The 18,927-nt window shown below is 54.1% G+C and carries 13 protein-coding genes and 1 pseudogene; 10 read left to right on the top strand and 4 right to left on the bottom strand.

The features are described from left to right. The first annotated feature begins 20 nt into the window (after positions 1-20). The 3 genes and pseudogenes from C3Y91_RS31615 to C3Y91_RS31605 all read left to right on the top strand — a co-directional run bounded on the left by C3Y91_RS31615 (position 21) and on the right by C3Y91_RS31605 (position 3,434). Positions 21-569 (top strand): cupin domain-containing protein, encoded by a 549-nt coding sequence (locus C3Y91_RS31615; RefSeq protein WP_168576218.1) that lies wholly within the window; start codon positions 21-23, stop codon positions 567-569. Between the two features lie 384 nt (positions 570-953). Then, a pseudogene (locus tag C3Y91_RS31610) lies at positions 954-1,913 on the top strand (IS481 family transposase). A 198-nt stretch (positions 1,914-2,111) separates the two neighbouring features. Next, positions 2,112-3,434: a D-amino acid dehydrogenase gene (locus tag C3Y91_RS31605; protein ID WP_168576217.1), complete on the top strand. Its 1,323-nt coding sequence runs from the start codon at positions 2,112-2,114 to the stop codon at positions 3,432-3,434. Positions 3,435-3,871: 437 nt separating this feature from the next. Here the strand turns inward: C3Y91_RS31605 and C3Y91_RS31600 are convergent, their stop codons facing one another. The 3 genes from C3Y91_RS31600 to C3Y91_RS31590 all read right to left on the bottom strand — a co-directional run bounded on the left by C3Y91_RS31600 (position 3,872) and on the right by C3Y91_RS31590 (position 8,437). Next, complete coding sequence (locus C3Y91_RS31600; RefSeq protein WP_131602548.1) at positions 3,872-4,942, bottom strand: ABC transporter ATP-binding protein; 1,071 nt, start codon at positions 4,940-4,942, stop codon at positions 3,872-3,874. A gap of 13 nt (positions 4,943-4,955) precedes the next feature. Next, positions 4,956-6,791: an ABC transporter permease subunit gene (locus C3Y91_RS31595; protein ID WP_168576216.1), complete on the bottom strand. Its 1,836-nt coding sequence runs from the start codon at positions 6,789-6,791 to the stop codon at positions 4,956-4,958. Between the two features lie 638 nt (positions 6,792-7,429). Continuing rightward, positions 7,430-8,437, bottom strand: a complete 1,008-nt coding sequence (locus C3Y91_RS31590) for a M14 family metallopeptidase (RefSeq protein ID WP_168576215.1) — start codon at positions 8,435-8,437, stop codon at positions 7,430-7,432. A gap of 234 nt (positions 8,438-8,671) precedes the next feature. Here C3Y91_RS31590 and C3Y91_RS31585 point away from each other — a divergent pair, with 234 nt between their 5' ends. The 5 genes from C3Y91_RS31585 to C3Y91_RS31565 all read left to right on the top strand — a co-directional run bounded on the left by C3Y91_RS31585 (position 8,672) and on the right by C3Y91_RS31565 (position 14,327). Then, the gene (locus C3Y91_RS31585; RefSeq protein ID WP_168576214.1) at positions 8,672-9,511 is read left to right on the top strand and encodes an IclR family transcriptional regulator; all 840 of its coding nucleotides are present in this window, start codon (positions 8,672-8,674) and stop codon (positions 9,509-9,511) included. A gap of 543 nt (positions 9,512-10,054) precedes the next feature. Then, positions 10,055-10,825 (top strand): enoyl-CoA hydratase/isomerase family protein, encoded by a 771-nt coding sequence (locus C3Y91_RS31580; RefSeq protein WP_168576213.1) that lies wholly within the window; start codon positions 10,055-10,057, stop codon positions 10,823-10,825. A 7-nt stretch (positions 10,826-10,832) separates the two neighbouring features. Then, positions 10,833-12,380: an AMP-binding protein gene (locus C3Y91_RS31575; protein WP_168576212.1), complete on the top strand. Its 1,548-nt coding sequence runs from the start codon at positions 10,833-10,835 to the stop codon at positions 12,378-12,380. 115 nt (positions 12,381-12,495) lie between these two features. After that, positions 12,496-13,362 carry a pyrroline-5-carboxylate reductase gene (proC, locus tag C3Y91_RS31570; RefSeq protein ID WP_168576211.1) on the top strand — a complete coding sequence of 289 codons (867 nt, stop codon included), beginning with the start codon at positions 12,496-12,498 and terminating at the stop codon, positions 13,360-13,362. Further along, entirely contained in the window at positions 13,359-14,327 is a 969-nt protein-coding gene (locus tag C3Y91_RS31565; protein ID WP_026242431.1) for an ornithine cyclodeaminase family protein, read from the top strand. The genes proC and C3Y91_RS31565 overlap by 4 nt, the downstream gene beginning before the upstream one ends. Before the next feature lie 223 nt (positions 14,328-14,550). On the opposite strand, the gene C3Y91_RS31560 is transcribed toward C3Y91_RS31565, so the two are convergent. Then, positions 14,551-15,255, bottom strand: a complete 705-nt coding sequence (locus C3Y91_RS31560; protein WP_244666039.1) for an aspartate/glutamate racemase family protein — start codon at positions 15,253-15,255, stop codon at positions 14,551-14,553. A 532-nt stretch (positions 15,256-15,787) separates the two neighbouring features. Between C3Y91_RS31560 and C3Y91_RS31555 the strand changes: the two genes are divergently transcribed. Both C3Y91_RS31555 and C3Y91_RS31550 read left to right on the top strand, forming a co-directional pair. After that, on the top strand, positions 15,788-16,885 hold the full coding sequence (locus C3Y91_RS31555) for an ABC transporter substrate-binding protein (RefSeq protein ID WP_174827180.1): 1,098 nt from the start codon (positions 15,788-15,790) through the stop codon (positions 16,883-16,885). Between the two features lie 197 nt (positions 16,886-17,082). Then, the gene (locus C3Y91_RS31550; protein WP_165505108.1) at positions 17,083-18,543 is read left to right on the top strand and encodes a M81 family metallopeptidase; all 1,461 of its coding nucleotides are present in this window, start codon (positions 17,083-17,085) and stop codon (positions 18,541-18,543) included. Positions 18,544-18,927: the final 384 nt, after the last annotated feature.

The following is an 18,927-nucleotide window of genomic DNA, read 5'->3' as shown; positions in this document are numbered from 1 at the left end:
CATTGCGGGAGAAGTGTCACATGCCCAAGATTGGGAGCAAGCTGCACGAGCTGCGCCGTCGACGAAATTTGGGTGTCAGAGAGCTGGCCGCGCGTTCAGGGATTTCTCATTCAACCATTTCTCTTATCGAACGTGACAAGATGAGCCCGTCGGTCGATACACTCAGCGCAGTGCTTGAAGCGTTAGGTACCACAATGCCCGGCTTCTTTTCCGACCTACAATCAACCCTTCCATATTCTCCGTTCTACACGGGGGTTGACCTGGTCGAGATTGGGAAGGTTGATACAATTTCGTACCGCGTCATCGGATTGGATCATCCAAACAGACAGCTTCTGATGCTTCACGAGCGCTATGCACCTGGCGCTGACACCGGAGAAGGGTTTTCACATGCCGCGCAGGAAGCTGGGATGGTACTATCGGGAATGGTTGAGGTTACGGTTGGGGACCAGAAACGAGTGCTCAAGCCAGGCGACGGATATTATTTCGATAGCCGTCTGCCTCACCGCTTCCGCAACGCCGATGACGGGCAGAGCGAAATTCTGAGCGCGATCACACCGCCTACATACTGAGCAAAAAATACTCGAGGTTGGTGAGAATAGTAACCAGGCGGCCTACGCATGCTTCCCGTCGCTTGAAACGTGCCTCCTACAGGTGTCGACAACAAGAAATGGGAACGTTCGCGCATAGTTGACTCATGAACGTTAGCTATCGCACCAGCATCCGCTTCTTTGTGGAGGGTGCGACAAGTGTGGCGACTAGAGTTCGGCGGTTTTTGAACCGCCTCAGGAATCTGGACCACCGGAGGCTGGAGTTTTCCGGCTTCATTCAGGGAAGTGGGCTGGTTGCGCCTCCCGGATTCATCAGTAAGATTGACACCTTATTGCCGATGGCACCATGTGTTTGATCCCAGGCTTTGATGGGGCATCCTTGTCTTCCGAATCAAAGGATGCGCTATGGGCCAGGTTCTTCATGGGAGCGCCACATAGTCAAGAGAGCCTGAGAACGCTTTCGAAGCGTTACGGGATCAATCAGAAGACCGTCGCCAAGTGGCGGAAGCGGTCCTCGGTTGCGGACCTTCCGACCGGCCCGAAAGAGCCGAGATCGACGGTGCTCTCCGTCGAGGAGGAGGCCGTTATCGTTGCCTTTCGCCGGTATACGCTGCTGCCGCTCGATGACTGCCTCTATGCACTGCAGCCGACAATCCCGCATCTTACGCGGTCTTCGCTGCATCGTTGCCTGCAACGTCATGGCATCGGCCGCTTGCCGGATGTCGACGGCGACAGGCCGGCGAAGAAGAAGTTCAAGAGCTACCCGATCGGCTACTTTCACATTGACATTGCCGAGGTGCGCACCGAACAGGGCAAGCTGCATATGTTCGTTGCCATCGATCGCACCTCGAAGTTTGCCTTCGTCGAACTGCACGAGAAGGCCACCACCGCCATCTCGCGCGAGTTCCTCCTGCGCTTAATTGCGGCCGTCCCCTACAAGATCCACACCGTGCTCACCGACAACGGCATCCAGTTCACCACGCCCGGCGCTGGAGGGTCGGCTGTGCCGCTGATCAAAGAAGCGATCGCCAATGGCGAACGCTTCTGGGCCCATGCCTTCGAATACACCTGCGCCACCAGCGATATCGAGCACCGCACGACCAAGCCGAAGCATCCATGGACCAACGGTCAAGTCGAGAGGATGAACCGAACCATCAAGGATGCCACCGTCAGACGCTTCTACTATGAAAGCCACGATCAACTTCGTCAGCACCTCGCCGACTTGTCGCCGCTTACAACTTTGGCCGCAGACTCAAGACCCTCAAAGGCCTCACACCCTACGAGTTCATATGCAAAGCATGGGCTTCACAGCCCGAACGCTTCACCTTCGATCCGCTCCATCAAATACTGGGACTAAACATCTAGCGCCATACAGCGCAAATCTGGATCGCTGAGTTGTTGCCATGAACGGGATGGTTCCAAGGAAGGAGAACATCCCGCCAGTGGCACCAGCAGCTCCATGCGGTGCAACGTCATCGCGTATTGCAAAATAATGTGCAATATTGCATATTGATGTTGCCGTCGTGCTTGTCGCGCGACACTCGGTTGCTTTTGAGGGTAGTTATGAAAGTTGCTGTACTTGGTGCCGGGATCGTCGGTAGTGCGACGGCCTATATGCTCGCCAGAGATGGTCACGAGGTCACCGTTATCGATCGCTGCGACAGGCCGGGCATGGAAACGAGTTTTGCCAATGGCGGTCTGATGACGCCTAGCGACTCCAGCCCCTGGAACTCGCCTGGAACCATCAAACGGCTTGGTAAGATGCTTTTTGACCGCAATTCTACGTTAAAAATCAACCCAAGTGCGATCCCATCGATTGTCGGCTGGGGGCTAAAATTTCTCTCGAATTCAACCCACAAGAGGCATAAAGCCAATATGGTTTCGAACATCAGGATCGCGAGCCTGAGTTTAGAGACGCTACGCAGCATTCGCCAGAATTCTACCCTGCATTATGACCAGACCACGCGCGGGACGATGAGAGTCTTCCCTCGAGGCGGCCGTATGTCGGAGTTCGTGCAGATGTGCCGCGAGATGCAGGGGTGGGGTGTCAAATTCGACGTTCTTGATCAGGAACAAATTCTGGAAAAAGAGCCGTGTTTGAAGGACGTAATCGATCGCTACATCGGTGCGGTATACTTTCCAGATGACGAAAGCGGCGATGCCCATAAGTTTACGAATGAAATGGCTCGCCTCGCTAAGGAACTGGGGGCTCAGTTTTTGATGAGAGCTAACATATTGGAAATAGTCAAACAGTCTTCTTCGCGGATCTCCCACGTCAAAACGTCCGTCGGAGAAATTCATGCCGATGCGTACGTACTCTCTCTTGGTAGCTACAGCCCGATATTTGCCCGCCCCCTCGGTGTTCAGCTGCCGATCGTGCCCGTGAAAGGCTATTCTGTGACCTTGCCTCTAAACGGATGGAAGGGAGGGCCGACACGTCCGGTCATGGACGACGGCTACCATGCAATGATGGTCCCGATGGGAGATCGCTTGCGCATGGGTGGGAAAGCAGAATTCGCTCGATATAATACGAAAATCGATCCCAATGAAGGCCGACGCGTCCTCGACGACATTCTCAGGATCTTGCCGTCTATGGCTGCGCACGTCGACGTCAGCTCGGCTTTGACTTGGTCAGGATTACGCCCGATGACGCCCGATGGACCTCCGATCGTAGGTCCGACGCAATATGAAAACCTTTTCCTCAACACTGGCCATGGTCCACTTGGATGGACGATGTCGTGCGGTTCAGCGAAAATTACAGCAGAACTTGTAACGCACGGACGGGTTTTGAGCAACAGCGTCGACCCCAGGGACTATATGTTGAGGCAAGTTCGTCGCTTGGACCGTTCCGCTGTCTCCTTGGCCCAGAATGGGCCTGTAAGCTAGCGTTTGGCGGAACGTGAGTGGTCAGCTACGAATTACAGTAACCGAGTGCCCCCCGCACGGTCCGGTCACAAGCGTCGGGCACCGTCGCAGCCTTATCTCCGCATACATGCTCAACATTGCGCGATGACTAAAATTCTGTGCTCTGGGGAGAACGTACCTCCGCCAAATTGACACACGGCAATCCGACCCGAATTCGCCTAGATTCGCCGTGTTTTGTTACGAAGATGTTTGAAATCCCAGGCGGGAGTCTGCGCAATCTAATCCTAATCCTATGCTTGTGCCTTTCTGCTTATCCGGAGTCTCCGGTCGGAAGGGGGACGCACATCAATGGAGCCAAATGCGCTCACCAGGGAAGCGACTTCGGTGGGGCATTGTCAAAGCGATGAATTCGTCGTCGCCCATAAAGTGCGATTGAAACGATTTCGCATAATGCATGGTTAGTCCAAGACCTTGCAATCTTCTGCTTTCCATGAAACCGTCACTGGTGTTCCGCCGGCAAAGTGAGCCTGTCCCCGGTTTTGCCGCTTCACGGTAATGGTCTCATCACCACAGCGGACCAGGTACCGCGTCATTTCGCCGAGGAACAGGGCGTTTTCGACCACGCCGTCGAGCGCGTTGGGCAAATCCGCTCCCACCGAACGAAAGTCGATCTCGACGTGTTCCGGACGAACAAACATCCAGCCGTGATCGCCGTCAATCTGCCCAGACAACTGCGCCGCCCCTGGTGTATTGCCTGCCACGGTAACCCTGCCTGCTCCGTTTTCGACCACGTCGACGCGACATGGAATCATGTTGGATTCGCCGACGAATGATGCGACGAACCGGTTCCTCGGCCTGCCGTAGAGCGTCTTGCTATCGTCCACCTGAACGAGTCGGCCTTCGTTGATAACTGCGATCCGATCCGACATGGTCAGCGCTTCATCCTGGTCATGGGTCACGAAGACAACCGTCATATTCAGTTCTTTCTGAATACGCATGATCTCAATCTTCATGTGCTCCCGGAGATTGCGATCAAGCGCGCCGAGAGGCTCGTCCATCAACAGAATGCTTGGATTGAATACGATGGCTCGTGCCAGTGCGATGCGCTGCTGCTGGCCACCGGAAAGTTGGTTGGGATAGCGGCCGCTATACTGTTCCATTTTCACCAGTCGCAAGGCGCGCGCAACGCTGCTCTCAATTTGCGCTCGGGTAGACTTGCGAACCGTGAGGGGAAACGCGACATTCTCCGCGACCGTCATGTGAGGAAATAGTGCATAGTTTTGAAACACCATGCCGATACCGCGCTCATAGGCGGGAAGGTCTACGATGGAACGGCTTCCCAGAAAGATATCGCCTGACGTCGGCGTTTCGAACCCTGCTATCATCTTCAATGCAGTCGACTTTCCGGAACCGGACGGTCCGAGGAAGGTCACAAACTCACCTGGCTGAATTTGGAGATTAAAGTCCTTCACTACCTGAAGCGGGCCGTAGAACTTCTGGATGTTTTTCATTTCAAGGCTTGTAGACATTTTCCGCCTCCGGTCATTCGGCAATATTGTTAGAGGTGCGCGTGTTGTGACGCTCCCGGATAAGTTGCACGGCAATGATTGATGCCGTCACAAGGACAACGATCAAGGTCGAGGCCGTGCTGAGCAACGGATCAACCTGGTAGGCGATGTCGCCCCAGAACTTGATGGGCAACGTTGGTGTTTGCCGCCCCAGCAGAAAAATGCCGACGAGGAGTTCGTCGAAGGATGTGAGGAAAGCCAACAGTCCTGCCGTAAGGAGAGCGGGTTTGAGGATTGGTAGCGTGACAAATCGAAGCGTTTGTAGTGGACGAGCTCCGTGCACTGCGGCTGCTGGCTCTAGGGACTGGTCAAAACTTCTCAGCGCGGCAGCCATGACCACGATGACGTAGGGCACGGCGAGGAGGACATGCCCCATAACCAGCCCGCCGAAGGTGCCTAGTATGCGTAGTTTCGCTTCGAAGACGTAGAGCGAGGTCGCTATAATGACCACCGGCACCATCAAGGGAGAAAGCGCGAATAGGAATAGCGCTTTCTTGAACAGAAACTTTGTCCGCACCAGCCAAAACGCGCCCATTGTGCCTATAATCGTCGCAACGCACGCGGCCGCGATGCCCAATTGAACCGAAAAGAAGAACGACTGGTGCCATTCCGTGGCGTTCGCCAGCTTTTCCCACCATCGCAGAGAAAAACCCGGAGGCGGAAAGACGACGAATGAAGACGAACTGAAAGAAAGTATCATGACCACAATCAACGGCGCCGTCAGAAAAACGAGCATGAGGATCGTGTATGCCCACAACCAACGGGCATTGCGTGTAAGAATGGGCCCTGTGGCGAAGTGCACCGATGCCTCGATAGTGTGGAGGAGGGGATCGATCGATCGTTTCACTTTCTTGAGCAGCCGTGCAGCCGCCCGCGGTTCTTCATCGGTCAGGGTGACGGTTGACGATGACCATATCATTTCCAGCGGGATAAACAGGCTCGCAACGAACAGAATGGCGAGCGTCACCAGGAGCAGCACGATGGACGATGCATATCCGAGTTCGAAGTTCAACAGCGTTGTCATCTGTGCGACAATCAATTGTGAGATCATTGTGTCACTCGGGCCGCCCAACAAGGCAGGCGTGATGTAGAATCCGATGGCAGAAATGAAGATCAAAACACCTGCAGAGAAGATGCCTGGTAGCGTCAGGGGAAAATAGACGCGTAGGAATGCTTGTACCGGCTTTGCCCCCAGTATCTGCGCTGCTCTGGCCACATCATGGTCAATGCGCACCATTGAGGAATACATTGTGAAGATGGCGGTCGGGATGAAGACATGGGCCATACCAACGACCACAGCAAAAGTCGTGTTGAGCAGGGTCAAGGGTTCACTGATTACACCCGTCCAAATAAGCGCATTATTTATGATGCCTTCACGACCGAGTATGATCATCCAGGCGTAGGTTCTAATCAGGAAAGCGGTGAACAACGGAATCAACAGGAAAATACTGACGGTGGACAGTGACCGTGATTTTAGCTTGGTCAGTAGATAAGCAACGGGGTAGCCGGCGGCGAGAGATACGACTGTCACAATCAACCCGATCCGAAGAGTATAAAACAATACGTTCAAGTTCGTCTCGCTTGAAAAGACGCGAGCATAATGACTGAAATTGAATTTTGCGCCTTCGAAACTGCCCCAAACGATGTAGGACAACGGTATCGCCAGAAAGCCGATCAGGAGGATGATGAGCGGACCCGAAACCAGAGCTCCTTTTATCCAACGATTTTCTACCAGGGAGTTCATGTCGGTTAGCCTTTTTGCCGGGCGCTTGATTCCCGCGCCGCTCGCGCTTTCCTGTACCACATTCATAACTTTCACTCCGTCGCTGCTCCGAATGCAGCGGTGATAACGCCCGCTCGGGGCACTTCACCCGCAACATGTTTCCCGAATGAGGAAGCCCGCCAAAAAGCATTCTGAGGCTTGGAAGGACGCCCATTATGCGTTGACCTCATGCCCCTCTTCTTCTGAAGGCATCCGGTTCAAAAATCTTCACAAGTTGGAAGAGCTTCCGCGCAGTTCGCGATGTTCTCAAACATCGCCTTCATTCGAGTTCCCGTTTCTGTGCGGTCTGGCCAAACGTTCGTCACGCTGCGTCCTAAGGAAATGGTCAGCCACAGATATTATTATGCAATATGCTATATTGCAAATTGGTCAGCGTCAAGGCATTTTTGAGTTTGCGGTGTTTGACAGATTTCGAAGACAATTTCTGAAAGGAGTTTGCTCGAGGAGCCTGCGATATAGCGGCAGGGCGGTCGTGTGAGCGTGATAGCGCGCCGCGGAGTTAACACCCGGGCGCTTTCGGTACGGCTCTTAGGCCTCTCGCGGCGACCCTTGCTTTTACGAGGTGCACTACCGGCAGCCACGCAGGCTCAATCATGCCGCTGGCAAATTGATGTTTGAAGATCATGATGTGGCATGGTGGAGGCTACGCGGGTATTTATCGTCAATCAAATCTTACGGTGAACGTTATCTGCATCCGCCTCTTCAACGATGGTCAACAGCGCGTCACCTTTGCGGATGGAAGGGTGAGTGATACGCCAAAGGACAAATCCCGTTGCCGGAGCAAACACCTCAACCAGGCTCTCTCCAAATACGTCCCGCACAAAGCCAAGACGCTGCCCTTGCCTCACGATAGCTCCCGGCTCCACTTCTGCATGAAAATCTCCATCGCTCGGGCATTCGACCCAGATGTAGCTGTCGCATAATGAACGTCCGTTGGTCGCCGATGACGGTTGGGAATCTATTATTCCTAGCAGCCGGGCTACGTTCAAAACTCCCTCGACATGAAACGAAATATCGTGCTCGCTCAGGAGGCCATTTGACCCGGCCTCCGTCATTATGGCGACCTGTTTCCTTAAAGCGCACGCCGTCGGAGGTCTGCCCGGTCTCTTCATGTATTCCGGGCCTAGGGCAAGCACTATGTCACTATTGAAGCACATCGAAATGTTGCGTGCGGCAGCATCGAATTCATCATCTCCCGTGCGCTGGAAAATGGTGAACCAAGATACCTTCTCTTTGAGGTCTCCTCCATGCATATCGATGTAGCAGTCTGCCTCTTTAACCCATTCGTTAAGGACGGCGTCGCAGAGGGCCTCAGAAAACGTACCGTCGGTTCGCCCGGGGAAAGTATGGTTGATGTTCTTGCCGTCTACTGGACATATATATTCGCTGTAAGCGTGGACGGCTGGCTGATTGATGACAGGTATGATCGACACCGAACCCCTCATTTTTTCGGGTTCGAAAAGCCTCTGAAGCCGTATGGACGCCTCGATGCTAGATACTTCGTTGACATGTACTCCAGCAGACACGCAAAGCCGGGGGCCATGTTGCGTCCCTCGGATTTCGCATAATGGCCAAGTGTAATCGGCCAAGATCTCGTTGTCGAAGCGGAACGTTCCACGGAATACCCCTGCTTCACCGTATCTGCAGCTATTTTTCTGAGCGGTTATCTTCATTGATGGTCTCAACGTGGTTCTGGGAACGGCCGGCCCGAGCGCAGCGTTCGCCGGTGGAGCGTCATTGCATAATAATACCGTATATTGTAGAGAGATCGTGTCAAGGGAGGCCGCAGCCTCCCTTCACAGCGTTTGACCATTCGAAGTAGGATAAGCGCCAGTCTGCAGCCTTTACACGCGCATTGAATAGCAATATGCACTACCGCATTCCATTTTTTTAATTTGAGAGGCACGATGCTTGATCGCGGCAAGGGCAAGAGCGGAGTGAATCCACCTGTTTCGTTTGAAAAGATCAACGTAGACGAGCGTCTTTATCTTGGTACAATCGAGAAGGGGATGCTCGTACTCGATACGTTTTGCGCAAATCCCCGCCCGATGACATTGGCTGAAGTCTCTGAAGCCTCTGGCTTAAACAAAAGTGCGACCCAGCGAGTGCTCTACACGTTGCGCGCACTCCGGTATCTGACCCATAGTGAAACTACCAGGCAATATTCCCTTTCTGTCAGAGCCATGGACATTGGCAACGCGTATTTGCGAAGCAACCCAATCGTGGAAGCTACATTTCCTTATCTGCTTGAAGCGAACAAGCGTTCACAGGAGACGGCCAATCTGACGGAACTCGATGGTTCTGACATAGTGTTTATCTCGCGTGTGCCGAGTAGAAGCGTAATGAGTTCATATGTCACGATTGGTACGCGCCTTCCTGCTTTTGCGACCGCGCCAGGTCGTGCGATCCTCGCAAACTTAGACCCGAGCGTCGCAAGCGAGATCCTCAAAGCACGTTCCTTTGACGCTTTGACCCCCTTTACGATCAAAGACCGCCAGGAGTTGCTCGTTGAGTTAGATGATGTGCGCAAGAAGGGATTTGCCATCGCAAACCAAGAGGCAATGCTCGGCGACATTTCAATTGCTGCGCCCATTTTCGGGTACGATAACAGAGTGGTCGCAGCGGTTAACATCGCGGTCTCTACAGCAAACTGGACGATTGAACGAGTCGAATCTGAGCTCAGCCCGATTACCGTCGAGATTGCTAGGCAAATGTCCAAGGTCGCGTCACAATACCGGCGCCCCTGACGCCGCCAGAGTGAGGAGGGGCACGGTGCGGGTGCCAGGTCCAGGAATTTTTGCCATGCTTGGGACCTTCTGCTGAAGGTGGCCTAACTTTGGCGGCGTTCTAGAAGACTTCTCTCCGTCCATGCTGTTACCGCTTATCCAGCCATGTGGTTCGACAACCGCTTATGACCGAAAAAACGGTCTGTTTAATAGAAGCGGCGGCTGGCTTTCATCATACGTGACGGCCGAGCCTTCGGTTGACCATTTAAACAGCGATAATCTTGAGCGTGCATTCTGCCGAGGTGTGGAAAAGCTCGCCGTACCACCGGCCAGCACCGCTTGTTTCGATGTGGCGTGACCACGCGCCAGGCTGCCACAAGTTTCTCCCTATCCAACCGGTCTACGCCCCGGATGATCTTTGTCGTCTCTCATTCTCCCGCTCGCTGAAACAAACTGACGACCGGGGTTACATTCCAGCGGTCTTCTTAAACACGCTTGACTAAGGGCGATCAGTTCGTCACATTATACGATATATAATATTGCATTCCAATGCGAGGGCTGATCATGGATCGCTACATAATCGTTGAAAAAAGAGATGAGGTCGCAGTTGTCACACTGAACCGGCCCGAAATCCTCAACGCCTGGCACAAACCCATGCGGAGCCAGTTCGTTGAAGCTCTGGTAGAGCTCGAGAAGGACAGATCCGTTCGTGCGATTGTGCTGACGGGGGCAGGGGATCGCGCATTCTGTGCCGGCCAGGACCTCAACGAAGCCAAGTCATTTGACGGGGAGACTGGCTCCGGGTGGATCGCAGAGTGGGAGCGCCTGTACGGCGCAATCCGCTCGCTCTCCAAACCCCTCGTCGCGGCTTTGAATGGTGTTGCCGCTGGCTCTGCGTTTCAAGTTGCACTGCTGTGCGACTTTCGGATCGGCCACGCGGGAGTACGCATGGGTCAGCCTGAGATCAATTCCGGGATCGCCAGCGTAACTGGGCCATGGATCATGCGCGAGATTCTTGGATTGGCTCGAACAACCGATCTCACGCTCAGCGGCCGGCTAATGGATGCTGACGAATGTCACTCCATCGGGATCATCAGCAAGATTGTTCCGCAGGCCGACGTCCTGACAGCTTCGCTTTCACTCGCTCGTGAGCTTGGCGCCAAGCCTCCAGTCGCCATGCGCCTCGATAAGCAATGGCTGCGCGAAATGACCGAGCTTGGTTTCCGTGAGTGCTTGGATGCTGCCGTCCGGATCCACCGGGAAGCCTACGCATCGGGTGAAACAGCTCAGATGATGGAGAAATTTTTGGCGGAACGAGCATCTCGAAAGGCGTGACTTTTTTATGATAGACAATCTCAAGGGCTTCATTGCCGACTTCAATGCAAAAGCCGACAGAAGCCCTGATCAGGTCTTTGCGCTTTTCAACGGTGAGCCAATCACCTTTGCTACACTAAGAAGGGAATCGAGCGCATTCGCCTCGGAACTGCGACGGAAAGGCCTGCAAGCAGGCGATCGTGTCGCGGTAATGATGCGAAACTCGCGTCTATCACTTCCTATTCTTTTCGGCATTGCCAAGGCTGGAGCCGTTTGGGTGCCGATCAACGCGCAACAGAAGGGCGACGGACTTTGCTACATCCTCGAGCATAGCGAGCCCAAGCTCATAGTATGTGACCTTGATTTTCGATCAACGATCTCAGAGTGCGGTGCCGAGATCTCCTCCGAAACGTTTTTATCGGTCGGCGGCGATCAAGTTTACCCAGCACCGGAGGCAATCCTGCTTGGCGAAGGCAATTTCGCTGGTGCTGTTCCGGATGCACATGATCTGTTTGCGATCATGTACACGTCCGGAACGACTGGACGGCCGAAGGGTGTGCTGGTTACACACGGGATGCTGCGGCTCGCAGGTGAAGCGGTACGGACGCTGACCGCCATGGGTCCGGCAGACGTGTTTATCGTATGGGAGCCACTCTTCCACATTGGTGGTGCCCAACTCCTGGTCCTGCCAATCATTGAAGATGTGAAGCTGGCCATGGTCGACCGGTTCAGCGCGAGCCGCTTCTGGGATCAGGTGAGGAGTTCGGGCGCAACCCATATCCATTATCTCGGTGGCATTCTGCAAATTTTGCTGAAGCAGCCGGAGAGGCCGCTGGACCGTCAACATTCGGTTCGGATCGCGTGGGGAGGCGGTTGCCCGAAAGACGTCTGGCCGGAATTCCGTGATCGGTTCGGCGTCGAAATCCGGGAATGTTATGGGATGACCGAAGCATCGAGTATTACAACCTGCAACACCAAAGGCGTCGTCGGCTCCGTGGGAAAGCCGATGCCTTGGTTTACTGTATCCATTGAGGATGAGGCGGGCAACCCTATTGCGATCGGCAGTCGAGGAGAGATCGTAGTCAGATCCTCGCTCGACGGTGCTCTTTTCAAAGGTTATCTCCGCAACCAGGAAGCAACGGGAAAAGCGCTCGTAAACGGGGCGCTTCGCACCGGAGACGCAGGCACTTTAGACGGAGACGGAAACTTGTGGTTCCACGGCCGGATGACAGACAGCGTCCGGTGTAAGGGAGAGAATGTCTCCGCTTGGGAAGTAGAGCGTGTCGCGGGTACTCATCCGGCTATTGAAGACTGCGCTATGATCGGAGTAGCTGCCGATGTGGGTGAGCAGGACATCAAGTTGTTCGTGAAAGCGAAGAACGGAAAAGTTATCGAGCCTGAGCATCTATCTCACTGGCTTTCTGACCGCCTCGCCTCCTACCAGAACCCTCGCTACATCACAGTGGTGAAGGAATTTGAGCGCACGCCAAGTCAGAGGATCATGAAGCATTTGCTTCCCAAAGATCTAAACGATTGCTGGGATCGGCTGGCAGCAAAAGAGCAAGCTCGGGCTTAGGCTGGGGTCACAGGTATGCAGGCCCACCGCGCTGAACGCAAATTTAGATTGTCTACCTTGTTGAAGAGTACGGAGTACAGCGCAGCGGCAACGCAGAACGGGACGGGATGGTGAAATGAACCGCACATCAATCAAACTAGATGAACCCTTGATCCTCGTCGGTTGCGGCAATATGGGCTATGCACTGCTACGGGGATGGATCGACACGTCTACTGTCGATCCCGCCGCTGTCCACGTCGTCGAGCCAGTCAGAGTTCTGCGGGAGAGAGCCGTGGCGCTCGGCGTGAATACCCATGAGACCTGTGAGACGCTACCAGCAAAAGCAGGAATCATCGTCTTCGCACTTAAGCCTCAAGCCCTCCAAAATGAGCTGCCTCCCTATCAGCGCTTTTCAGATGGCACCGTTTTCGTGAGCATCGCGGCGGGCGTTCCCGCTGGGAAGTTGAAACTATTGCTTGAATCTCCACGTATCGTGCGTGCGATGCCGAACACCCCGACCGCTATAGGAAAAGGCTCAACGATTATTTTTACCGATAGCGCTGTAGAAGACGGCGAGCTTGAGAACGTCTTATCGTTGTTCAAAGCCGGTGGTGCGGTTCATCAAGTCACACGAGAAGACCTTATAGACGCGGCCACAGCAATAAGCGGCTCAGGGCCGGCGTACATCTTCTACCTCATCGAGTGCCTGGGTGATGCGGCTCGTGAACTAGGTCTGCCGGCGGAAGTAGCGAGCAAATTGGCCAAAGAGACTGTTCACGGTGCGGCGACGCTAGCTTTTGCATCCAATGACCACCCAGCGGAGCTTCGACGACAAGTCACAAGCCCGAATGGAACCACCGCAGCGGCTATGTCGGTCCTTGCGACAGAAAGCGCACTTTCTGCACTCATACTGCGCACCACTAAGGCAGCTTTTCAACGATCATTGGAACTTGGTGGAGCAGAGGAACTTGGATTAACGTCAAGCGGCCAGGGGACCAAATGACAGAAGACATCTTATACCTGAATGCATCAGACATAGATCAATTGAACATATCGCCATCTGAACTGCGGGCGGTGCTTCGAAAGGCATTTGAAGCCTATAGTTCAAGTGAACTGCGGATCCCTTCCAAGCAGACTGTGAGAGCCGCACCAGATCGATATTTTCAGACGATGGCCGCGGTTTGCAACGAACCTCCCTTGGCGGCTGTAAAGTGGGTGAGTGTCGTAGGAACGAACTCTCAGCGAGGACTGCCAAATGTTAATGGCCTGATCATCCTCGGCGATGGTGAAACCGGACTGCCGCTCGCCGTTGTGGACGGTAACCGCCTCACAGTCATGAGGACCGCAGCCATGTCGGCACTAGCGTCTGAGTACCTCGCATCACCGACTAGCACATCGCTAGGCTTCGTAGGATGCGGGGCACAGGCATACGGCCATCTGACGGCGCTGCGAGACGTGCTTCCGGGCTTAGCTGACATCGTATGCTTCGACCGCCGTATCGAGTCTGCGGTATCACTCGCTGCGCACGCCGACGCAGACGGCGCCAACGGTCGAACCACCACCAGCCCGGATGATGTCCTTCGATGCGACATCGTTGTCTCCACCGTTCCGAGTGTCGCAGGTATGGAGCCGTTCCTCGATGCTCGGAAGCTGACGGCGGGTAGCCTGGCTATCGCAATCGATATGGGGCGATCGTGGTTGCCTGATAGTTTTGGAGCATTTAGCTCGTTCATCGTCGATGACAAGGTGCAAGCCGAGGATCCTGATAGCCGATCAAAGCTAGCCTATTCTGGTCCATTTAATGCGGACTTGGCTGATCTCGCAAGCGGCGTTTCGAGGGGCCGTACAAGCGGATTGGATCGTATCCTATTCATCTATCCTGGTTTTGCGTTGGCGGATCTTGCTGTGGCGGGTGAACTCTACATTAGGGCTCGGCGGGAAAATGTCGGGACAAAATTGCGCCGCTAATAGGATCCAGTTCCAGGTTGCTCCAATGTGAGCGTTTTCCAACTTAGATGAACGCCAAGTCTGAATTTTGGCGTCACACACCCTCAACCTCCTCCCGGCTCCGCCCCGGCTGCGCTGCAAGTACAGCTTCGTATGCAGGCGATCGGCCGATCACGCACACTGCAAAGCAGTGTGCCGAGAACATACGGTGACATATCCGTGAGATTTGCTGAACAGGGCAGCTTTAGTGGAGTGCGCCCATCGTTAAACGACAGAGATCCGTAATGCCGTAGACTGGTAAGCCAATTTTCTTTCGCAGTGCCGGAGCAACGCAAGGGAAAGCGGTGCAGGTCAGTAGAATGTTTGCAATGTCTGGGTGAGACGCTCGCAAGCGTGTTGCACCCGCAATCACATCTGCCTCAAGGCCCGCCATCTTTTCAGAGATAGTCACCTCCGCTGGATTGCGCGTCTTCACGCTCTGCTCATACGCACCTTCGCAACCGCCGAAAACTACCCTGCTCCGATCAGCCGAATTCTCAATGCCGAGGGCTGCGTCATCGTAGGGGGACGGCAAGGAGACACTCAATAGTCCAATTTTCGCCGCACGGCTCGCCTGACGCAGCAAGAGAGGCAACAAAAGCAGACTCGATAAAATCACCGGAACGTCCACCGCTGCTGCCACCGCAGGCTGATGCCAAGAAAAAAGGCCACAATCTGAAGCAACTGCGACAGCACCCCTTTTTACCAGACGTTCGGCAGCGACGATAAGGGCGGGCTCAATCGAAGAATCGCGGGCCCAGAGCCGATCCATATGGGCCCCTTCGACTTTTTCCGTGATGATCGGAAAATCGAATGTCTCAGGGTTAGCGACATAGCCGCGCGGCAACACGGAGTCGCCCTCGGTCGTCAGAACGCCCAGCGCGCGTCCAATCATTCCATTGCTGATCATCCTATTTCCTCCTCTGGAAACTGTCACAATCCAGTAGTTTCGTCCGCGTGAATTATTATGCAATGTGCAATATTGCAGTTTCATTTTGGAAAGCAAGGATTGCGCAAAGGTCTTCGGGCACGAGGTGTGATTGGGTGCCCAAACTCGGAAATTCCCCATGGGGTACAAGATCTTGCACCGTTCAAAGCGTTCAGTTCGTAGATCCCGAAAACTGTGGTTGGTTTGATTGCAGGCAGCCCTGCCTCATCGCTGCCGGGCGTCAACTCGGTATCACGTCGGTTTCAACGCGTAATTTGGTTCAAGATTCGTATGGTGCCGGGCGCACTGAAGCAGCGATCAAGCCGTTCCTACCACCCTCCACCCCTCGCCGGAAACATTTTCCTTGACGAAAATAAATTAAATTATACAATATGGCGTATTGCTATGCGATATTATGTGCATGATGCAGTCGCTAGGCATGTCTGGAGATGCGCTCGAGTCTTTATGACGTCGGAATCCAGTTCGAGCTTTGCACAAAAAAGGGGAACAGAGGATGAGCAACAGAATAGCAAGCGCTCTCGCGGTCTGTGCGGCGATATTGCTTTCCGGACTACCGACCGCAACTCGCGCGGAGGAGATCCCGGAAAATCTTAAGGGAACTGGGGAGGTGGTCGTTGCCACCGCCGGCGGCGCTTTTGAAGAAGCGCAAAAAAAGGCTTGGTTCGAACCGTTTGAGCGCGATACCGGCATCAAAGTGATTACCATCCCTTCAAGCGCTAAACTGCTTGCCTCGGCAAAACTCGGCCAACCAGAGGCCGATATCAGCAATATCAATGGCGGTGAGGTACCAACATGGGTTGACAACGATGCTCTGGAAAAGATCGACTACACCTTTTTTGCCAAGGAAACTCTCGCAGGGCTTCCGGAATTCATGAAGGGTGAATACGGCCTCGGCTCTTTCTATTACTCAGTTGTGGTCGCATACAACACAGCCAAATTTCCCAATGAGCATCCGAAGAATTGGACGGACTTCTACGACGTGAAGGCATTTCCAGGAGAGCGAAGCCTCCCAAATTGCGACCTGATGCTGTATGGCGCGCTCCTCGAAGGGGCACTGATCGGTGATGGCGTCCCAAAAGACAAGCTTTATCCTCTCGATATGGATCGAGCCTTCGCGAAGCTTAAGGAAATAAAGCCCAATGTTAGTCGCTGGTGGGCAACGGGCGCAGACGCGCCGCAAAGCCTTATCGGCGGTGAAGTTGATATGGCCGCTGCATGGAATGGCCGCATCGTCACTGCCAAAAAACAAGGTGCGCCACTGGAACTGTCATGGGATCAGTCCATGCTGCAGTATGATGATTGGATCATTCTGAAGGGCGCGTCCAATAAGGAAAACGCTTCGAAGCTGCTCGCCTACATTTCGCGGGCAGAGGCACAGGCAGCATTTGCAGAAGCAATCCCGTACGGCCCGGTCAACAAGGATGCATTCAAGCTTTTGCCGAAGGAACTGGCGGAAACTATACCTGGCGCACCCGGAATCATGGAACAGCAGATCGTACAGAATTACGATTGGTGGGTTCAACGGGGTTCGGATGGCCGCACCAACTATGATGTGGCCATAGAGCGCTGCACCACATTTCTGTCACAGTGAGGCTTTGCAGCTGCGGTCCATAGGTCCGCAGCTGCTTTATAAAGGCGATCCTCGCCCTTTACTAAGCAGCACGATGTCCTAGGCAATTTACTGGCACCGACAAACCCGCTTAGAGAAGTACCTTTTTGACCCTAACGCGGCTGGGTCCCCGCTCTTCCGAGTTCGTGCGGTTCGCCATCTGGAGAATGGAGAAACTGATGAGAATTGCCGTAGGTGGTATCCTTCACGAGACGAATACGTTTCGCAGGCAAGATGCACAGCTTTTAGATTTTGAGATCGTACGTGAGAAAAGTCTTATCGAGGCTCACAGCGGAGTTCGCTCCTATATAGGCGGAATGCTAGACGCCGCGGAGAAGGCAGGGGCAATCGTTCAACCGACGATGTTTGCATCCGCTGAAGCCGGCGGCGTCATTGAGAAAGAAGCTTATGCCAACATGCTTGGCGATCTGCTTGCCGGTATCGAACGCGCGCTCCCGGTCGATGCGGTGGCGCTGGCTCTCCATGGTGCGGGCATTGCGAAGGCGATAGGCAATATAGAGATCGACATTTGCCGAAAAGTTCGCGACCTCGTTGGCCCAAATGTCAAGATCGTGCTCACCCTTGATCTTCACGGGAATCTCGATGCGTCTCTTTCCGAAATTGTTGATGCAATTTTTGGAACAAATTTCCATCCCCATACCGACATGTTTGAAAGAGGGCAGGATGCGATAAATATCCTCCCTGAATTGCTTTCTGGGCGCATCACCCCGAAGCTGCACATTGAGAAGCTTCCCATCCTGCTGGTCACCGCGACTACCATGTATGGCCCGATGGCGACGGTTAACGAACTGTGTCGCTCCATCGAACAAGAGCCTGACATTATCGCATGCACTTTCTTTCACGGATTTGTATGGACCGATACCGCTGACACTGGGCCGTCGGTGCTAGTAATCGCGAACGGAGATGCACAAAAGGCTCGTGAGGCTGCCCAGCGCGTCGCTCGGTTCGTCTGGGAAAGACGGGATAAGTTTCGGTCAAACGCTCTTTCGCCGGAGACGGCGATCGAGTCGGCGCTAAGCTCTGGCGCCTGGCCGGTCGCTCTGTTGGATGGGGGAGACGATCCCGGCGGCGGCTGCCCTGGCGATGGGACACATTTGCTACGCGCCATGCTCGACGCGAACCTGACCAATACGTGTTTTGCGGCAATGTTTGACCCTTCAGTCGTAGCGAAGGCTCTCGCAGCGGGCGTCGGTGCCACTATAGAGGTTGAACTTGGTGGCAAAACGGATGTTCGGCACGGAAATCCTATCGCTGCGACGGCGTACGTTAAGGTTCTGACCGATGGGCAGTTCCTTTGCCAGTCTCCGATGGGCGAGGGAAGCCAAGTCATTGTTGGCCGCACTGCAAGGTTGCAAATTGGTGGGATCGACGTCATTGTTGTCTCCGAACGTCATCAGCCAATCGACACCGAAATCTTTCTGATTCATGGAATCGACGTGACACGCTACCGCATAATTGCGCTGAAGTGCACGAACCACTGGCGCGCTGGCTTTGCGAAAGTCGTAAAGCGTGACTTCCTCGCCGACAGCCCCGGGATCATGAGCAGGAATCTCTCCGACCATTCTTATACCCATGTCAGCCGGCCGATCTGGCCGCTAGATCAATCGGCGGTGTATTAACAAGAATGGATATCGGCATTCTAACTGTTTGACGTGTAATATTCATTGGAGGACTTCACACACGAAACACCGAGCTCCGCGCAAGGTATTCGAAACCCAATAGCGTTCTTTGAAAAGCTCGCACGGGGTTCGACTACAGTATCTACGCTCTCAATGTGTTCGGAAAATTTTCGACATAGCTGGGTTTGCGTTCGCTGGAAATTGCCGGGACTTGGTCGCCGTTGTCGTAGCACAGTGACCTTTTCTGCCGTCGACACGCGCGCCTGATTGATGATGAAGAGACCGCCGAAGTTCCATAAGGTTTGTTACGCCGCAAATTTGTGTAGCCGGGTACATTCTATTTCCAAGTGCGACATGCCAGTAATTTCAATGGCTTCACTTTGG

Source organism: Rhizobium ruizarguesonis (genome assembly GCF_012349115.1).
Lineage (GTDB): Bacteria > Pseudomonadota > Alphaproteobacteria > Rhizobiales > Rhizobiaceae > Rhizobium > Rhizobium ruizarguesonis.
The sequence above is the reverse complement of the archived record's forward strand: the minus strand, read 5'-3'. Positions and strand labels throughout refer to the sequence as shown.

What these genes read in the sequence shown, in the direction of transcription:
- C3Y91_RS31615 (WP_168576218.1), top strand. Translation starts at nt 21, where the DNA reads ATGCCCAAGATTGGGAGCAAGCTGCACGAGCTGCGCCGTCGACGAAAT.
- C3Y91_RS31605 (WP_168576217.1), top strand. Translation starts at nt 2,112, where the DNA reads ATGAAAGTTGCTGTACTTGGTGCCGGGATCGTCGGTAGTGCGACGGCC.
- C3Y91_RS31600 (WP_131602548.1), bottom strand. Translation starts at nt 4,942, where the DNA reads ATGTCTACAAGCCTTGAAATGAAAAACATCCAGAAGTTCTACGGCCCG.
- C3Y91_RS31595 (WP_168576216.1), bottom strand. Translation starts at nt 6,791, where the DNA reads ATGAATGTGGTACAGGAAAGCGCGAGCGGCGCGGGAATCAAGCGCCCG.
- C3Y91_RS31590 (WP_168576215.1), bottom strand. Translation starts at nt 8,437, where the DNA reads ATGAAGATAACCGCTCAGAAAAATAGCTGCAGATACGGTGAAGCAGGG.
- C3Y91_RS31585 (WP_168576214.1), top strand. Translation starts at nt 8,672, where the DNA reads ATGCTTGATCGCGGCAAGGGCAAGAGCGGAGTGAATCCACCTGTTTCG.
- C3Y91_RS31580 (WP_168576213.1), top strand. Translation starts at nt 10,055, where the DNA reads ATGGATCGCTACATAATCGTTGAAAAAAGAGATGAGGTCGCAGTTGTC.
- C3Y91_RS31575 (WP_168576212.1), top strand. Translation starts at nt 10,833, where the DNA reads ATGATAGACAATCTCAAGGGCTTCATTGCCGACTTCAATGCAAAAGCC.
- proC (WP_168576211.1), top strand. Translation starts at nt 12,496, where the DNA reads ATGAACCGCACATCAATCAAACTAGATGAACCCTTGATCCTCGTCGGT.
- C3Y91_RS31565 (WP_026242431.1), top strand. Translation starts at nt 13,359, where the DNA reads ATGACAGAAGACATCTTATACCTGAATGCATCAGACATAGATCAATTG.
- C3Y91_RS31560 (WP_244666039.1), bottom strand. Translation starts at nt 15,255, where the DNA reads ATGATCAGCAATGGAATGATTGGACGCGCGCTGGGCGTTCTGACGACC.
- C3Y91_RS31555 (WP_174827180.1), top strand. Translation starts at nt 15,788, where the DNA reads ATGAGCAACAGAATAGCAAGCGCTCTCGCGGTCTGTGCGGCGATATTG.
- C3Y91_RS31550 (WP_165505108.1), top strand. Translation starts at nt 17,083, where the DNA reads ATGAGAATTGCCGTAGGTGGTATCCTTCACGAGACGAATACGTTTCGC.